At 71.2% G+C, this 17,706-nt stretch carries 16 protein-coding genes; 15 read left to right on the top strand and 1 reads right to left on the bottom strand.

All coding sequences use genetic code 11. The features are described from left to right. From VLK66_RS03700 to VLK66_RS03630, 15 genes are all read left to right on the top strand, one after another. On the top strand, positions 1–1,493 hold a 1,493-nt coding region (locus VLK66_RS03700), incomplete at its 5' end, for a lantibiotic dehydratase (RefSeq protein WP_325308025.1). Beyond that, on the top strand, positions 1,474–2,514 hold the full coding sequence (locus VLK66_RS03695) for a thiopeptide-type bacteriocin biosynthesis protein (RefSeq protein WP_325308024.1): 1,041 nt from the start codon (positions 1,474–1,476) through the stop codon (positions 2,512–2,514). The genes VLK66_RS03700 and VLK66_RS03695, both read left to right, overlap by 20 nt. Positions 2,515–2,573: 59 nt before the next feature. After that, entirely contained in the window at positions 2,574–4,625 is a 2,052-nt protein-coding gene (locus VLK66_RS03690) for a lanthionine synthetase LanC family protein (protein WP_325308023.1), read from the top strand. 576 nt (positions 4,626–5,201) lie between these two features. Further along, positions 5,202–5,438, top strand: coding sequence for a hypothetical protein (locus VLK66_RS03685; protein ID WP_325308022.1), 237 nt, complete (start codon positions 5,202–5,204; stop codon positions 5,436–5,438). Positions 5,439–5,502: 64 nt separating this feature from the next. After that, entirely contained in the window at positions 5,503–5,754 is a 252-nt protein-coding gene (locus tag VLK66_RS03680) for a hypothetical protein (RefSeq protein ID WP_325308021.1), read from the top strand. Between the two features lie 13 nt (positions 5,755–5,767). After that, the gene (locus VLK66_RS03675) at positions 5,768–6,019 is read left to right on the top strand and encodes a hypothetical protein (protein WP_325308020.1); all 252 of its coding nucleotides are present in this window, start codon (positions 5,768–5,770) and stop codon (positions 6,017–6,019) included. Between the two features lie 89 nt (positions 6,020–6,108). Continuing rightward, a complete protein-coding gene (locus tag VLK66_RS03670) occupies positions 6,109–6,267 on the top strand; it encodes a hypothetical protein (RefSeq protein WP_325308019.1) in 159 nt (52 codons plus the stop codon). 41 nt (positions 6,268–6,308) lie between these two features. After that, positions 6,309–6,470 carry a hypothetical protein gene (locus VLK66_RS03665; protein WP_325308018.1) on the top strand — a complete coding sequence of 54 codons (162 nt, stop codon included), beginning with the start codon at positions 6,309–6,311 and terminating at the stop codon, positions 6,468–6,470. 40 nt (positions 6,471–6,510) lie between these two features. Further along, complete coding sequence (locus VLK66_RS03660; protein ID WP_325308017.1) at positions 6,511–6,675, top strand: hypothetical protein; 165 nt, start codon at positions 6,511–6,513, stop codon at positions 6,673–6,675. Between the two features lie 414 nt (positions 6,676–7,089). Beyond that, positions 7,090–8,901, top strand: coding sequence for an ABC transporter ATP-binding protein (locus tag VLK66_RS03655; RefSeq protein ID WP_325308016.1), 1,812 nt, complete (start codon positions 7,090–7,092; stop codon positions 8,899–8,901). Positions 8,902–8,947: 46 nt separating this feature from the next. Beyond that, a complete protein-coding gene (locus tag VLK66_RS03650; RefSeq protein WP_325308015.1) occupies positions 8,948–10,150 on the top strand; it encodes an HlyD family secretion protein in 1,203 nt (400 codons plus the stop codon). Next, on the top strand, positions 10,147–10,992 hold the full coding sequence (locus tag VLK66_RS03645; protein ID WP_325308014.1) for a S8 family peptidase: 846 nt from the start codon (positions 10,147–10,149) through the stop codon (positions 10,990–10,992). The genes VLK66_RS03650 and VLK66_RS03645 overlap by 4 nt, the downstream gene beginning before the upstream one ends. 714 nt (positions 10,993–11,706) lie before the next feature. After that, entirely contained in the window at positions 11,707–12,162 is a 456-nt protein-coding gene (gene argR / locus VLK66_RS03640; protein ID WP_325308013.1) for an arginine repressor, read from the top strand. Between the two features lie 356 nt (positions 12,163–12,518). After that, positions 12,519–15,596, top strand: a complete 3,078-nt coding sequence (locus tag VLK66_RS03635; RefSeq protein ID WP_325308012.1) for a SusC/RagA family TonB-linked outer membrane protein — start codon at positions 12,519–12,521, stop codon at positions 15,594–15,596. 24 nt (positions 15,597–15,620) lie between these two features. Next, positions 15,621–17,066: a hypothetical protein gene (locus VLK66_RS03630; RefSeq protein ID WP_325308011.1), complete on the top strand. Its 1,446-nt coding sequence runs from the start codon at positions 15,621–15,623 to the stop codon at positions 17,064–17,066. Positions 17,067–17,153: 87 nt separating this feature from the next. Here VLK66_RS03630 and VLK66_RS03625 read toward each other — a convergent pair whose 3' ends face one another. Next, complete coding sequence (locus VLK66_RS03625) at positions 17,154–17,399, bottom strand: hypothetical protein (RefSeq protein ID WP_325308010.1); 246 nt, start codon at positions 17,397–17,399, stop codon at positions 17,154–17,156. Between the last annotated feature and the right edge of the window lie 307 nt (positions 17,400–17,706).

The raw sequence follows: 17,706 nt of genomic DNA, 5'->3' as shown, positions 1-17,706 counted from the left end.
CCGGCGTGTGCCGCTCGATGGGCACCTTCGCCTGCCTGGCGCCGGAGGCGGGGCCGGACGGCGACCCGCTGCTGATCCTGCAGGGGGGGAGCTACACGGCGGGGTTCGGGAAGTACTTCTCCCGCTTCCTCTACATGCTCCCCGACGACGTGCAGGAGCAGGTGCGGCGCGAGAACGCCGCGCTCACCGACGACCTGCTGGCCGAGATCTGCGGCGACGCGCAGTTCAACGCCAACCTGCACCCGCCGCTGCTGAAGTGGGAGATCAGCTATCCCACCGGCGAGAGCGGCGCGGCCGAGGAGCAGCTGAAGAGCAGCGAGATCTTCGTCGAGCCCGATCCCGAGGATTCCACAACGCTCCGCCTGGTGCACGGGCCCACGGGGCGGCGGGTGATCCCCGTCGACCTGGGCTTCCTGAACCCGCGGATGCGGCCGCCGCTGTACCAGCTGGTCTCGCGCTTTACCCCGCCGGCCATGTTCGGCCCGCCGATCCCCGAGGTGCCGGAGCGGCGCCCCGTCCCCGCGCCGAAGCCGGAGGGCGACGCCGCCGCGGAGGCGCCCGCGGGCGACGAGCAGGCGCGGCAGGCTGAAGCCGCGCCGGGACAGCAGGCCGTCGCCGCGCCGGCGGGGGATGAGCAGCCCGCCGTCGACGGACAGCCTGTCGCCGCGGCCGAGCCCGCCGCCGCTCAGCCCGTCGCCGATCAGGCGGCTGGCGATCAGCCCGCGGCGGACGCGAAGCCGGCGGGCGATGGGGATGCGGCGAAGGCGGATGCGCCGCCGCGGCCCGCGCCGAAGGTGCAGATGCGCCCGCGCATCACCTTCGAGGGCTCGGTCGTCCTCGCCCGCCGCCGGTGGATGGTGCCGGGCACGCTCTTCCCGCAGCGCGAGCCGCACGAGAGCGCCGCCGACTTCTTCCTCCGCGCCAACCGCTGGCGGCTGGAGGCGGGGATCCCGGAAACCACGTACGTCCGCATCAATCCTACCCCCGAGCCGCCGCAGCCCAAGGCCGGCGAGCAGCCGGCCGACGCGGCCGCGCAGGCCGAGGCGCAGGAGCAGCAGGCGCAGGCCGCCGCCGCCGCGGGCGAGGTCCCCGGCTACGACGCCCCCGCCGCCGACCACGCGGACGACGAGCACGAGCCCGAGGCCGCCGCCGACGCCGCTCCGGCCGCCGAGGGCGAGGGCGCGGAGGGCGAAGGAGCCGAGGGGGAGAAGAAGAAGCCGGCCAAGCCGCGCACCGCCGGCTCGCGCGACCTGCACAAGCCGCAGTTCATCGACTTCGGCAACCCGCTCCTGGTGGGCCTGCTGGGGAAGATGGGGGCGAACCTGAAGGCCTACAGCGCCATCTTCGAGGAGCGCCTCCCCGGCCGCGACGACCTGCCCGCGCACGAGGGCACGCGCTACGCCACCGAGGTCGTCGTGCAACTCTACTACGCAACGGGGACCGCGTCCCCCGCCGCCGACCGGGAGGAGGACCATGCTGCGGCCGTGGCCTGACGACTCGCGCTGGCTGGCGGCGCACCTCTTCTTCACCCGCGCGCACGGGATCTACACCCCCGAGTGCGACCGCGTGGTGATGGAGGTGGCCGAGCCGTTCGTCCGCCGCTTCCAGCGCGAGGGGTGGGGCGACGGGCACTTCTTCATCCGCTACAGCGAGCACGGGCCGCACGTCCGCCTCCGTCTCCACGGCACGGCGGATGTGATGGAGAGCACCGTCTGGCCCGCGCTGCAGGAGCACGTCCGCGCACTCTATCCCGACGTGGCGTTCGAGAAGCCCGACATTCCCGCGTACCCCACCACGTACGAGCCGCCGGTGGAGTCCGACGAGCCGCTGGCGCTCACCCACGTGGCGCTCATCGAGTACGAGCCCGAGACCGACCGCTACGGCGGCCCCGACGGCGTGCGCCTGGCCGAGCGCTTCTTCGAGGTCAGCAGCGAGGCCGCGTACGCGCTGATGCAGCGCATGGGCACCGAGCGCTCGTCGCGGCTGGGAAAGGGCCTGCTGACCATGGTGGAGATGGTGCACGTGTTCACCCGCGGCGACCGCGAGATGGCCGTGCGCTGGGCGCAGCAGTACAACACCGGCTACCTGCGCGGCGTGGCCCGCGACGAGGAGGGGCGGCAGGCGTGGCTGGGCGCCTTCGACAGCGGCTACGACGCGCAGGCCGAAACGCTGGGCGAGTACGTGGAAGAGGTGTGGAGCCGGATGAACGAGGGCGAGGCGCTTTCCGAGGCGCTGGACCTGTACCGCGACGGGCTGCTGGAGGTGCGCGGCCACTTCGACGAGCTGTACGACCAGGGGAGGCTGAGCCGCGCGCCCGAGCCGTTCACCGCGCGCGAGCAGGCGGTCATCGCCATCTGCTCCAGCTACCTGCACATGATGAACAACCGGCTGGGCATCACCATCCAGGAAGAAAGCTACCTGGCGTACCTGATCATGCGCACCCTGCAGCGCGACCCGCCCGCGGCCGAAGCCGAGGACGAGGACCAGGCCGCCCCGGCGGCCGCCGAAGGGTGACCGACCACGCCCGGCCCGCCGCGCAGGGGGGCCGCGAACCCGCAGAGCGAGACGAACCGATGGAGCCACAGCCCCACGTCCCCGCGGCCGAGCCCGGCACGGCGGACTTCTTCCTCGAAGTCGCCGCGCGCATGGGCGCCCGCGTGGCCGCCGCCGCCCAGTGGCAGCCCGACGGCCGGTCGTGCACCTGGACGGTGATGTCGCCCGACCGCGACCACCCCGAGCTGCGCGTGGCCAAGCCCACCACCGCCAGCGGCACCCTGTACGAGGGCACCAGCGGCATCGGCCTGTTCCTGGCCGAGCTGTGGAACGCCACCGGGCGGACCGACGACGCGCTGGCCCGCGCCGCCGCCGGCGCCATCCGCTTCGCGCTGGACGAGACGGCGCAGCTCCCCGAGGCCTCGTTCGGCTTCCACGGCGGGCGCGTGGGGATCGCCTACGCCGCGGCCGTCGTCGGCCGGCTGCTGGGCGAGCCGGAGCTGCTGAAGGGGGCGGAAGACGCGCTCCGCCCCGCGGCCGGCCAGGAGCGGCAGGACCGCGGCCTCGACGTGATCGGCGGCGGCGGCGGCGCCGTCCAGGCGCTGATCGCGCTGGCCACCTGGCTGGACGACGCGGAGCTGCCGATGGGGATCGCCCGGGGGCTGGGCGAGCACCTGATCGCCGCGGCCGAGCACGAGCCCGGCGGCTGGGCATGGGGGACGATGCGCGGCTCGGCGCAGCGCCACCTCTGCGGCTACGCGCACGGCTCGGCCGGCGTGGGGCACGCGCTGCTGGAGCTGTACCTGGCCACGGGCGACAGCCGCTACCGCTACGCGATGGAGCAGGCCTTCCTGTACGAGAACCAGTTCTTCAGCGCCGAGGCCAGCAACTGGCCCGACCTGCGCCACAACGAGCTGGGCGAGTACCTGTACGCCGGCCGCCAGGAGGAGCTGCGCCAGCGTCTCCTCGGCGGCGAGGTGCTGGCCCCGCAGCCGCCGCGCTACATGAGCGCGTGGTGCCACGGCGCGCCGGGGATCGGGCTCAGCCGCCTGCGCGCCTGGCAGACGCTGGGCGAGCAGCAGTACCTGGACGACGCGAAGGCGGCGCTGCAGTCCACGCTCGACTCGCTGGCCGACGCGCGGATGAACTACTCGCTCTGCCACGGCCGTGGCGGCAACGCCGAGACGCTGATGGTGGCCGCCGAGATCCTGGGCGACGAGCAGTACCTCCAGCGCCCGCGCGAGGCGGCCATGGAGGGGTGGGAGGCGTACGAGTCGCAGGGGAAGCCGTGGCCGTGCGGGACCATGCAGGGCGTGAGCGACCCCGGCCTCCTGCTGGGCGACTCGGGGATCGCCTACTTCCTCCTGCGCCTCGCCCGCCCGGAGACGCCCTCCGTGCTCCTCGTCACCCCGCCCGCGGAGACGCGCGCGGCCGACGACGGCGGCGCCGGGTACGCGGCGCTGCGCGACGAGACGCTGAAGGAGCACTTCGGCCGCACGCTGGCGCTCTTCGAGCTGCTGGGCGAGAGCGACCCCATCGCCCCGCGCGGGCCGGGGCTGCCGGAGCGCAGCGACGTGGACGTGGCGCGCGAGGCGCTGGCCGCGCGCGTGCGCGGGCAGGACGACCCGTCGCGCCGCGACCTGCTGGCCGACGCCTTCCGCCTGGACCGCGAGCGCTACGACCTGGCGCGCTCGGTGACCGACTTCACCGACGAGTTCGTCGAGAACCTGGTGCGCGTTCCCGACGACGAGGTGCGCTGGTCCGAGGCGCGCATCGGCCTGAGCTCGCGCGCCCGGGTGGTGCACGGCGCGTGGGACTGGGACGCGTACCTCGAGGCCGAGGCCGAGGACCGCGGCGAGCCGGAGGAGGCCGACACCTTCTACCTGCTGCAGGCCAGCGGCGCGCGCGTGACCGTGCGCCGCCTGAGCCCCTTCGCCGCGCTGGTGCTGCAGGCGGTGGAGACGCCCGCCACGCTCGACGAGGTGGTGGACCGCGTGCAGGACGCCATCTCCACCGACGGCGAGGGGCCGGGGCGCGAGTGGCTGGAGGACCGCGTGACCGAGCAGCTGCGCCAGGCCTATCGCGCCGGCTTCGTCGCCGCCGAGAACGGCGTCACGGCGGGCGCGGCGTAGGGCTGACACGTCGGCCGGTGCCCGTCGCCGACGGCACCTCGGCGTCGAATCGAATCCCCCGCGTCGCGATTGCGGCGCGGGGGATTCGCATCTGCGGATCTGGTTGGTGGATCCCACAATCTGCGTCTTCAAACGTCCGAAGTTCGATGTTGGTGGGCTCTCCTCCATGATGTCGCGGTATCTGTGTAATCTTCATCAACCTTGAAATTCCAGACGTTTATCAACTGCGACCACGGGTCGGGGCAGATGGATGCCGCCGGTTGAAAGGCTTGGCAATCGCTGGCGGGTGGCCTAAACTAAACGCCGCCTCTCCGGGCGGCGGAGGGATAGCCATCTCCCGCTCCCGCTCGTTTTCGGACCCGGCGGGTGAGAGGAAGTGACTTTCGTGCGCGAAAGGCCACCAGTGCGATCGATCTCCATCTCCCGTTGCCGTTGCCGTTGCCGTCGCTGTGGCTGTTGCCGCCGCGGGTGCGGATTCCGCGCTCGCGGGGACGGCTGACGTTTTTTGGGCCGCACGCTCCGCTCCGGAGCGCGCGGCCCGCTGTCGTTCACCGAATCCGCGAAAGGGCGGGCACGATGAAGAAGATGAGGCTGCAGATGGACGAGCTGCGCGTGGAGAGCTTCACCACCGGGTCGCCGCGGGTGGAGCGCGGGACGGTGCAGGGCCACGATAGTGGCGCCCCGGGAGACGCGCGGATCCAGGATCCGGTCGACGGCTCGGCCAACGAGCTGTGCACCAGCCCGTCGTACCTGGAGACCTGCATCCTGTACACGTGCGGCGGCTGCGACAGCGCCGACCCGCAGTACTGCTGACGCACCGCCGCGGCGGCGCACCCCGCGCCGCCGCATCTCCATCCCCCGGCCCGGAGGACCCGCCATGCGCAAGCTCAAGCTGGACCTGGAACAGCTCGCGGTCGACTCGTTCGGCACCGGCGAAGGCGGCGGCGTGGGCACGGTGCGCGCCCGCGCCGACGCCTTCACGGTCCAGCCGGCCGACGACGACATCGCCATCACGCCGCCCATCACCTCGTGGAAGACCTGCGCGACCTGCCCGGGCCAGGACACCTGCTACATCTCCTGCGTGACGCGGTGCAGCTGCCCCACGCAGCCCTGCGACACCTGCACCTGAGCCGGGGGATGCCATGAACCGCAAGATGAAGCTCGACGTCGACCGCCTGACGGTGGAGACGTTCGCGATGGACGCCGGTCCGCTCGCCGCCGGAACGGTGCGCGCGCACGATGTGGAGGGCGACTTCGCCCTGATCCCCACCACCGACTGGAAGAGCTGCCGCTGCACCAACCAGCCGGACACCTGCGGCGACCTGTGCTCCAACCCGTGCCCGGTGTACACCGACACCTGCCCGCCTCCGCCGCCGCCCATCATCATCGCCTGACCGGCGCCGGCGGGATCTCACGCGGAGGCGCGGAGTCGCGGAGACGCCGCGTGAGATCCACATCCCATACCCGAATGGAGAACCGAAGCATGCCCACGCAGAAGCTGAACATCGAAGCGCTCACCGTGGAGACCTTCGATGCCGCGCCCGTGGCCGTCGCCATGCTGGACGACGCCTACGCCACCGGCTCGCGCTGCTCGGCGATCGACCGCTGCCCCACCCGCCTCTGCGACACCACTCTCTGCTGAGGCGGCCTGGAGATCTCACCTTTCCACCGAAAGAGGAAACGATGCCCAAGCAGAAGCTGAACCTGGACACGCTCGCCGTGGAGTCGTTCGACGCCGCGCCCGCCGTGGCTCCGATGCTGGACGAGGCCCTCAGCGGCCAGCGGTGCTCGGCCGTGGACGCCTGCCCGTCGGGCCGCGGCTGCAGCGTGGTCTCGGTCTGCTGAAACGCGAGGCCCGATCACCATCCCACTCATGGAGACGAAGATGAAGAAGATGACGCTGGACATCGACACCCTCCGCGTGGAGTCGTTCGCCGCGGGTGAAGCCGCCGGCGAGGGCACCGTGCACGCGGCCGAGGCCACGCCCGGGCATTCGTGCCTGCGCACCGCCTGCTGCCCCGACACCTTCCAGCCCGGCTGCACCGGCTGAAGACCGCTCCGCCCCTCGGCGGCGGCTGTCCATCCCACCGGGGTGGACAGCCGCCGCCGTTTTCATCACCTTCCCTGAATCCCCATCCTTTCGGGAGGCGGGACCGGTCCACTCCCGTGCCGACGCACGATGGCCTGTTCCGCGCGGCCGTGGAAGTGCTCTCCCGGCTCCGCCCGAGAGGGACGCGGAGGGAGGGCGAAGGGACGTAACGAGATGCGGGGATGGAAGGTGGGAGCACTTCCGGAAGACGACTGGAAATCCGCCGCGCACCCGTACGGGCGGCACCGTCGCCAGAAGCGCGTCGCGCTGTTATCTTGAGAACCTGACCGAAAAGGATTTCGCACCGCGCGGGCGGTCCGAGTCCTGGCCTCCGGCCGCGCCCGCCGCGCGCCGCCCCGATCCGGAAGTTCACCGATGCCCCCGACCCAGCACGCGGATATCCCGCCGCTCAGAGAGGCGTTCCAGCAGTTCCTGCGGCTGCTGCGGCTGATCCGTTCCTACTGGGGCCCGCTGGGCAAGGGAATGGTGCTGGGGCTGGTGCTGGGGCTGCTGGGGATGGTCACGCCGTACCTGTCCAAGCTGCTGATCGACGAGGTGTACCCCACCCGCAACCTCACCCTCATGGAGGTGCTGGTGCTGGGGATCCTGGCGGTCTCCGTGGCGTCGTCGGTGATGTCGGCCATCCGCAGCTACTTCACCACGTACACCACCAGCCACCTCGCCAACGCCACCAGCCTCCTCTTCTTCAACCACCTGCAGCACCTGCGCACGCGGTTCTTCGACGAGCACCGCGTGGGCGAGATCATCTCGCGCTTCGCCGACGTGCGCAACTCGCTGAACAGCGTCAGCCGCGTGTTCGAAACGCTGTTCGTGAACGGCGTGTACCTGTTCCTGGTGCCGCCGTTCCTGTTCCTGCTGCAGTGGAAGCTGGCCATCGTGTCGCTCATCACCGTGCCGCTCACGGTGATCATCACCACCATGTCGGCGCGCCTGCTGCGCCGCTTCTGGAAGAAGAGCGCCGAGGCCTACGCCGACCTGGGCGCCTTCCAGGTCGAGGTGCTGAGCCACATCCGCACCCTGAAGGCGATGTCGATGGAGCACGCGGTGTACGAGCGTGCCCGCAGCCAGATCCAGGCGGCGCTGCAGGTGCAGTTGAAGGCGGGGGGATGGAGCCAGGTGTTCGGCACGCTGACCTCGGTGGTCCGCGCGCTGGGCACGGCGGTGTTCACCTGGTACGGGTGGACGCTGATCGTGAAGGGCGAGATGACGCTGGGCGACTACATCGCCTTCACCGCGTACATGGGATACCTGTACAACCCGCTGCAGCAGATCACCGGGCTGTTCTCGGACTTCCAGCAGACGGCGGTGAACCTGGGGCGCATGTTCGAGTACCTGGACATGCCGCTGGAGCAGGACCCGGCCAACGCGTACCAGCCGCACGGCGCCATCCAGCACGTGATCGAGGGCGACATCCGGCTGCGCGACGTGTCGTTCGGCTACAGCGCCGAGAAGCGCGTGCTGCACGACGTCACGCTGCACTTCGCGCGCGGCGGGATCACCGCCATCGTGGGCCCCAGCGGCGCCGGCAAGAGCTCGCTCCTGCGCCTGGTCACGCGGATGGAGGAGCCCGACTCGGGGCAGGTGTTCGTGGACGGCAGCCCGGTGACCACCTTCTCCATGTCGGACCTGCGGCGCCAGGTGAGCGTGGTGTGGCAGGAGTTCTCGCTCATGCAGGGCACCATCTGGGACAACCTGACGCTGGGCGCCGAGAAGGTGTCGCGCGCGGCGGTCGACGACGCGGTGCGCCTCTGCCGCCTGGACTCGCTGGTGGCCGACCTCCCGCAGGGGTACGAGACCAGCGTGGCCGAGTGGGGCGCCACCCTCTCGGGCGGGCAGCGGCAGCGGATGGCGCTGGCCCGCGCGCTGGTGCGCGACACCCCGGTGCTCCTGCTGGACGAGGCCACCAGCAACATCGACATGCAGACCGAGACCGAGATCCTGCGCGACCTGTTCGGCCACATGGAGGGGAAGACCATCATCTTCGTCACGCACCGCGTGCAGACCGCCGCGCTGGCCGACCAGATCTGCGTGATCGAGGCCGGCCGCGTGGTGGGCGTGGGCACCCACGCCGAGCTGATCCGCGACAACGAGACCTACCGCCTGCTGCACGGCGGCGGCAACGTGGACGAGGTGCGGCGCCTGCGCGCCGTGCCGCAGACGGTGTGACCGCCATGCCGCGCCGCGCCGTCTTCGGCTCGATCTCGAGGTGCCCATGAGCACGCAGCTCCCCACGCGCAAGGATCCCGACGTCATCCCGCTGCGCCTTCCCGACATCCCGCACGAGGGGCAGCCCGGCGCGCGCTTCGTCCGGCGCGCCGTGGGGCTCACGCTGATGCTGATCGCGGCGCTGGCCGTGGCCGGCGTGGGCGTGGCCTTCCTGGTGAAGATGGACGTGACGGTGAAGGCCGCGGGGGTGCTGGAGCCGGTGGGGCTGTACCCCATCCGCGCGCTGCAGGGCGGCCCCGTGCGCGAGGTGCTGGTGCACACCGGCGACACCGTGCACCGCGGCCAGGTGCTGGTGCGGATGGACACGGTGGAGCTCGCCTCCTCGCTCGCGCAGCTGCAGGCGCAGCTCCGCGCGGCCGAGATCGACCGGCAGCGCTCCGCCACCGCCGACCCGCTGCAGCGCGAGCAGAGCAGCGAGCGGGTGGCGCAGGCGCGCACCCGGCTGGGAAGCTCGCTGGCCACGCTGCGCCAGCGGATGGTGGAGTACGACCTGGGCACCAACGTGGACTCGCTGCTGGCGGCGTACGTGCCCGGCACCCACGTGACGCTGGACCAGGCGGTGGCCGAGGTGCGCAGCGCGCAGGCCGACATCCGCCTCTCGGGCGCCGAGGGCGGGCTGCAGGAGCTGTCGCGCTTCGACCGCGAGAAGCTGGGCACGCAGATGGACCAGCTCCGCGCCCAGATCGCCGCGATCCGCGCGCGGCTGGGCCAGCTCACCATCGCCGCGCCCACCGACGGGGTGGTGCTCACCGAGCAGCTGGAGCGCCTTCCCGGCGCCTTCGTGCGCGAGGGCGAGCAGCTGATGGAGCTGGGCGACACGCAGGAGTGGCGCGTGCAGCTGAGCGTGGCGGAGCGCGACGTGCACAAGGTGAAGGTGGGCGACTCGGTGAAGGTGGAGCTGCCCGCCTTCGACCAGTCCGAGCGCCAGCAGCTGGGCGGCCGCGTGATCTACGTGGCCCCCGAGCCGCTGTCGGCGCAGGGTCAGGCGGCGGGCGGCGCCTCGGCCCCGGTGGCGCAGGCGGGGCCGGGCGTGTACCGCGTCACCGCCTCGCTGGACCGCCGGCAGCTGGAGAAGATGGGGATCGAGAACTTCCGCCGTGGCTACACGGTGCAGGGCAACGTCATCACCCGATCGGGACGGATCATCACGCTGCTATGGAACTACTTGACCGAGAAGCTGGGGCAGTGACCGGCGAAGAGCGCTTCGGGCCCCCCGCGCCGTTCGAGCCCCCCGCGTGGGTGGCCGACGGGCTGGGGCGGCCCACCGGAAAGGGGCTGCGCGTGGCCGTCATCGACAGCGGCTGGGACCGCGGCTGCGACGACCCCCGCGTGCTGCCGGGGATCGGGCTGGTCGACCCCGAGGACGACTTGGCCATGCTGCGCACCGACGATGACCACGACCGCGTGGGCCACGGCACCGCCTGCATCCACCAGATCCTGCGCATCGCCCCCGACGCGGAGATCATCCCCGTCCGGGTGTTCGGGCGCGAGCTGGAGACCAGCCCGGGAACGCTGCAGGCGGGGATCCTGTACGCCATCGAGCGCGGCGTGGACGTGGTGAACCTGAGCCTGGGCACCACGCTCGAGGGAACGCTGCACCCCCTCTACGCCGCCTGCGAGAAGGCGCGCCAGCAGGGGATGATCATCGTGGCCGCCGGGCACAACTCGCGCGACTGGAGCTACCCGGCCATCTTCGAGAACGTGATCGGCGTCTCCGCGGCGCGCTTCGAGAGCGCCTACGAGTACCGCTACCATCCCGACGAGGCCATGGAGTGCCAGGCGTGGGGGGTGGAGCAGCCCGTGGTCTGGCTGCGCGGCCAGGAGCAGGTGAAGCACGGCACCAGCTTCGCCGCGCCCAACATCACCGGCATCGTCTGCCTCCTGCTGGAGCGCCACCCCGGCGCGAAGCTCGAGGAGATCCGCGAGCTGCTCGCCCAGCACGCCCTCAGCGTCGAGCGGGGCGAGGCGTCCGCCGAGGAGGGCGATGCGCGTCCGGAGCCCGAGTCGGAAGTCGCCGCGCGCGAATCCTGATCTCCGGCCAGGGGGATTCGGTCGACGGAGAGAAGCAGGCGAGGCGGAGGGTCCGTCTCGCCTGCTTCCGTCTTCATCCATCTCCCGATCGCGTTCCCGTAGATCCATGGCCTCACGCGGAGACGCGGAGACGCGGAGGAAAAGCCCCCCTCGCCCGCTGGGGAGACGCGGAGGAGAAGCCGCCCCCCGCGCCCCGCGTGTGTCCCTCCGCGGGCCTTCGCTCGTTCTATATTACCGGATTCGGAGATTGATCGTGCAATCCGACAGCACACGTGCGACCTCGCCTATAGATCCTTCGGCCTGCAACCGCGCGTGTGGGAGCAACGACGGTGTGGCCGGCCTCAGGATGACGTCTCTCTGTGCGTCTGGAATGCACAGGTGATTGCCAGATCCGGTATATGACGGGAGGAGAGAGGCCGCGGAAGGGCGGGGGATGGGGATCGGCGCGCCGCGGCGGGTGTGGCGCGCCGGCCGCGGCGAGCGCCGGGAGGGGAACGGATGTAGTCCGGAGATGCGGGGGGGCGTGCTTGCGGAATCGGGGCGCCGCAAATACTGTATACGCGCGGCGCTCGCCGCCTTTCCCCAATGTGCTCCCCGTACGTGCTGGACGCAGGCCCCCAGGGCCGCGGGCGTCGGCGCGTGAACGCAGGGCCCACAGACCCCGCAGGGCCGGCACGAGCAGGGCGCCGGCGGGTCGCCGCCCCTTCGGATCCGTTGAAGCCGCAACGCCACGCCGTCATCTTGGAACTGGTCCGCGAGCACCGCGTCGCCTCGCAGGAAGCGCTGCGCGAGCGGCTGGCTCAGCGCGGGATCGAGGTGGCGCAGGCCACCCTCTCGCGCGACATCCGCGAGCTGGGGCTGGTGAAGGTCCCCGACGAGGAGGGCGGCTCGGTGTACACCCTGCCGCCGGGCGTCACCGACCCCACCCCCACGCTTGCGCGGCTCCTTCCCAGCCTGTACCTGGGCGCCGACGGGGTGGGCAACCTGCTGGTGGTGAAGACGCTGATCGGCGGCGCGCAGCCCATCGCGGTGGGGATCGACTGGGAGGAGTGGCCCGAGGTGGTGGGCACCATCGCCGGCGACGACACCGTGCTGGTGATCCTGCGCGACCCGGCGCACCGCGACACCGTTACCCGGCGCCTGGAGGAGCGGGCCGGCGTGGAGCGCTGAGCGGCGCCGGCGCGGGAGACCATGCGCCCGGCCCCGTAGCAGGAAGTAGCAGAAATTCCTTGCCACGAAGACCCGTGGCCGGTGTGTGTCGGCTAAAGAAGTAGCAGGACGTAGCAGAGCGTTGACGAATGCGCCACGCGGCTGTACCGTTGGTGCATCCAGCACACACGCCCCCGGCATCTCCGCCCCCGCCCGGCCCGCGGTGGGCGTCCGCCGCCCCGGTCTTTTCCCAGCAGGCTCCACGCGCAGGACCGTCCCCGTCCCGGAAAGGAGGATCCGCCCGCCGGTACCGCAGACCGGCAACGCTTCCAAACCCCTGTCAGGACATCCAGTTCACGAAGTTCAGGAGAACGCAGATGAGTTTCTCGAGTCGTCTAGCAACGGCGCTCGGGGTTGCCGCCACGGTGGCCGCGCTCGCCGCGCAGCCCGCCGCCGCGCAGCAGACCGGCACGGTGTCGGGTGACGTGACCGCCTCCGGCTCCAACGAGCCGCTGTCGGGCGTCGCCGTGAACGTGGCCGGCACCAACCTCAGCGTCGTAACCAATGCGCAGGGGCACTACGTCCTGCGCGGCGTTCCCGCCCGCGCCGTCACCGTGCGCGCGCTCCGCATCGGCTACGTGGAGCAGACGCGCAGCGTGACCGTGCCCGCCGGCGGCACCGCCACCGCCGACTTCCGCCTGTCGGTCTCGGCCGTCCAGCTGGCCCCCGTGGTGACCACCGCCACCGGCGAGGCCCGCCGCGTGACCGTGGGCAACTCCATCGGCCAGGTGAACGCCGCCCGCGTGACCGAGGAGCGGCCCATCGCCAACATCTCGGACCTGCTCACCGCCCGCGTGCCGGGCGTGCAGGTGCTCCCCGGCAACTCCACCGGCGCCGGCGGGCGCGTCCGCATCCGCGGCACCAGCTCGCTGTCGCTGTCGAACGATCCGATCTACGTCATCGACGGGATCCGGATGAACTCGGCCACCAACTCGAGCGCCATCGGCGTCGGAGGCACCACGCCCAGCCGCGTGAACGACCTGAACCCCGACGAGATCGAGAGCATCGAGGTGGTGAAGGGGCCGTCGGCCTCCACGCTGTACGGCACCGACGCCGCCAACGGCGTGATCGTGATCCGCACCAAGCGCGGCCGGGTGGGCCGCCCGCAGTGGTCGGTGTACAGCGAGCAGGGCGTGGTCACCGACCACAACCCGTACCCCACGGCGTACCGCGCCTGGCGCTCGGGCCCCACGGCGGCCACGACCTCGACCTCGGCCAACGGCGTGCAGTGCCTGCTGATCGACCTGGCGGCCGGCCGCTGCACCCAGGACAGCGTGACCAGCTTCAACCTGTTCGAGAACGACCGCACCACCCCGCTGGGCACCGGGCACCGCCAGCTGTACGGCCTGCAGGTGTCGGGCGGCAGCGAGGTGCTGCGCTACTTCGTGAGCGGCGAGGCCGAGGGCGAGACCGGCGTGCTGAAGATCGCCGACTTCGACGTGGCCCGCCTGAACCGCCAGGGAATCGACATCCGCGACGAGTGGATGCACCCCAACGCGCTGAACCGCGCCTCGGGCCGCGCCAACCTGAACGTGACGCTCAGCCCCAAGGCCGACTTCGCGATCAACACCAACTACATCGCCCTGGCGCAGCGCTTCGCGCAGACCGACAACAACACCATCGGCATCCAGTCCAGCGCGTACGGCGGCCCCGGCTTCGGCTACAACGTGACGGCCACCGGCGACAGCCTGTTCGGGTACCGCGCCTTCACCCCCGGCGACATCTTCCAGGAAACGGTCCGCCAGGACGTGAACCGCTTCATCGGCTCGATGACCGGCAACTACCGCCCGGCCACCTGGCTCACGGCGCGCGGCAACTTCGGCCTCGACTTCACCAACCGGGTGGACCGCGACCTCTGCCGCCGCAACAACTGCCCCAACTTCAGCACCGTGCGGCAGGGCTTCAAGTCCGACGCCCGCACCTCGTTCAACGTGTACACGGTCGACGTGGCGGGCACCGCCACCGCGCACCCCATGTCGTGGCTGACCTCGGGAACCACGGTGGGCGCGCAGTACTACCGCAACGTGTTCGACCGCAACGGCGCGTTCAGCAGCAACCTGCCCCCGGGCGCCACCACGGTCACCGCCGGCTCGGTGCAGACCTCCGACGAGAACGTGTCGGAAGCGCGCACGCTGGGCGCGTTCATCGAGGAGAACCTGGGGATCAACGACCGCCTGTTCATCACCGGCGCGGTGCGCTCGGACCGCAACAGCGCGTTCGGCGCCGACTTCAAGACCGTGTTCTACCCCAAGGTCTCGGTCAGCTGGGTGGCCTCGGAAGAGCCGTTCTTCCCGCACGTGGGCTTCATGGACGAGCTGCGCCTGCGCGCCGCGTACGGCGCCAGCGGCGTGCAGCCCGGCACCATCGACGCGGTGCAGTACTACGCCGCCACCTCGGGGCGCTTCGACGCCACCGAGCTTCCCGGCGTGGTGTTCAGCGCGGTGGGCAACCGCAACCTGAAGCCCGAGCGCTCGGCCGAGCTGGAAACCGGCCTGGACGCCCGCTTCTTCGGCAACCGGGTGAACACCGAGCTCACCTACTACAGCAAGACCTCGCGCGACGCGCTCATCGCCCGCAACCTCCCGCTCTCGCTGGGCACCGGCAGCACGGTGCGCTTCGAGAACCTGGGCGAGGTGCGCAACTGGGGATGGGAGTGGCTGGTGAACGGCCAGCTGCTGGAGCGCTCGTTCCTGGGGTGGGACGTGACGGTCTCGGGCTCGCACAACTCCAACGAGCTGGTGGACCTGGGCGGCGTGCCGCCGATCATCGGCAGCACCATCCAGAACCGCGAGGGCTTCCCGCTGAACGGCTACTGGCAGCGGCCCCTCAAGAGCTTCGCCGACGCCGACCACAACGGCATCATCACGGTCAACGAGATCGTGGTGGGCGACACCGCCGAGTTCATGGGCTACTCGCAGCCGCGCACCGAGATCACCTTCACCAACGGCATCGACCTGTTCAACCGCAAGGTGCGGATCTCGGCGCTGTTCGACCACAAGGGCGGCAACCTGCTGCTGAACGGCACCGACCGCATCCGCTGCCAGAGCCGCGGCAACTGCCGCGGGATCGTGGACCCGACCGCCCCGCTCGACGAGCAGGCGGCCGCGGTGGCCGTGCGCGTGCACCCCAGCGCCAGCCAGGCGGGGTACATGCAGGACGCCTCGTTCACCCGCTTCCGCGAGCTGGGCGTGACGCTCACGGCGCCGCAGAGCTTCGCCCGCCGCTTCGGCGGCCGCGCGCTCTCGGCCACGTTCTCCGCCCGCAACCTGAAGGTCTGGACCAGCTACAAGGGGATCGACCCCGAGAGCAACTACGGCCAGACCGACGTGCCGACCGACTTCCAGACGGCGCCGCCGCCGAGCTACTACACCGTTCGGGTCAACCTCGGCTTCTGACGCCCCAAGGAGAAAGACATACTCATGCAGATCACACGCAAGTCAGTCGGCACCCGGCTGCGCGTGGCCCTGGGGACGGCGGCCGCCGCCGTCCTCCTGGCCGGGTGCAGCACCGATGACATCCTCCAGGTGACCGACCCGGACATCATCAACCCGGGCGACGTGTCGTCGCCCGACGGCGCCGAGGCGGTGCGGATTGGAGCGCTGGCGCGCTTCAACGGCGCCACCAGCGGCTACAACGGCGGCAGCTCGGGCGAAACGCTGTGGATCTACAGCGGCCTGCTGGCCGACGAGTGGCAGACCAGCGACACCTTCGCGCAGCGCATCGAGACCGACCAGCGCCGCGTGCAGGACAGCAACGCCAACATCGCCAACGGCTACCTGTACGCCCACCGCGCCCGCGTGTCGGCCGCGCAGGCCATCCGCTCGCTGGCCCAGTTCTCGCCCAGCGCGCCCAAGTGGCAGACGGCCGAGCTGTACTTCGTCGAGGCGTACATCGAGAACATGCTGGCCGAGCACTTCTGCAACGGCATCGCGTTCAGCGACGTGATCGACGGGGTGGACTCGTACGGCCCGCAGGTCACCAACGCCGACGTGTACGCCCGCGCCCTGGCGCATGCCGACTCGGGGCTGTCGGTGCTGGGCGCCGGCACCAGCGCGCAGGAGACCAAGATCCGCAACGCGCTGCAGGTCACGCGGGGCAAGATCCTGGTGAACCTGGGCCGCTTCAGCGACGCGGCCGCGGCGGTGGCCAGCGTGCCCACGAACTACGGGTACGAGAACCAGCACTCGCTGACCACCAAGACCAACACGGTCGCGGAGATGAACGGCGTCAGCCGGCGCTACACCATGGGCGACAACGAGGGCACCAACGGCCTTCCGTACGTGTCGGCCAACGACCCGCGCCTGCCCACCTGCACGGGGGTGTCCACCCCCACCAGCACGCGGTGCCAGCAGCGCGGCTTCACCACCTCGAACACGGCCTTCAACACCACCAACGTCACGCCGCTGCGGGTGCAGCTGCGCTGGCCGGCGCAGAACAGCCCCGACACCGTGGTCAACGGCATCGAGGCGCGTCTGATCCAGGCCGAGGCGCAGATGCGCGCGGGCAACTTCAGCGGCGCCGGCGGCACGCTGGAGATCCTGAACCAGCTGCGCACGGCGGCGGTGAACGCGGGCACCACGGGCGGCGCGGGCGTGGCCGGCCTGCCGGCGCTCACCGATCCGGGCACGGCGGTGGACCAGCAGAACCTGTTCTTCCGCGAGAAGGCGTTCTGGCAGTACAGCAAGGGTACCCGCCTGGGTGACATGCGCCGCCTGATCCGGCAGTACGGGCGCACGGCCGAGTCGGTGTTCCCCACCGGGAGCTTCGCCGAGGGCGGCACCTACGGGCCCGACGTGAACCTGCCCCTGCCGCAGCAGGAGCAGAACAACCCGAACTTCCACGGGTGCCTGGACCGCGCCGCCTGACGCGGACCCGGCGCACCACGGAAGCGTGAGAAGGCCCGGCGAGCTCTGCTCGCCGGGCCTTTCTTCGTCTGCCGGGACCCGCTGCGTTCAGCGCCGCGTGGGCACCAGCTCGCTCTGCAGCCGCTCGATCAGGGCGGCGTCCACGCCGTACATCCGGGCCACGTACCCCAGCGTCACGCCGTCGTCGCGCAGCTCGCGCAGGTGGTCGGCGGCCAGCCGGCGGATGAGCAGCTCGGCCGGGTCGGGCTCGATCTCGGTAACGGGAAGCGCGCGGATCGGGCGCGCCGGTGCGCTGTTGTCGCGGGGTTCGAGCAGGGGGGCTTCTGCGTGCATGTTCCAGGGCTGGGAGCGGCGTGTCCGCGCATGATTTCGCTCGCGACAGAGGCGCATTTCGCGTGCCGCACACGGCGCACCGCATGTTTGCGAAACACGGGGAACGGGAAGCTTCGCGCGCGCCCAACCGGTTCAGGCAGGCAGGTTTGGGCGTGTTTGGCGCCGGGGTGTTAGCGGCGGGCGTAAATCTGACACTTTCGGCGGGCGAAAATCTGACAGTCGGCATCGCACTCGTGGCGGTCTGCGCGTGAGGTGAGCGCGCGGGCGGCCGATCCCACAGGTTGGCTCCTCCACCCCAAGCGGAGGA

Source organism: Longimicrobium sp., from assembly GCF_035474595.1.
Classification (GTDB): domain Bacteria; phylum Gemmatimonadota; class Gemmatimonadetes; order Longimicrobiales; family Longimicrobiaceae; genus Longimicrobium.
The sequence above is the reverse complement of the archived record's forward strand: the minus strand, read 5'-3'. Positions and strand labels throughout refer to the sequence as shown.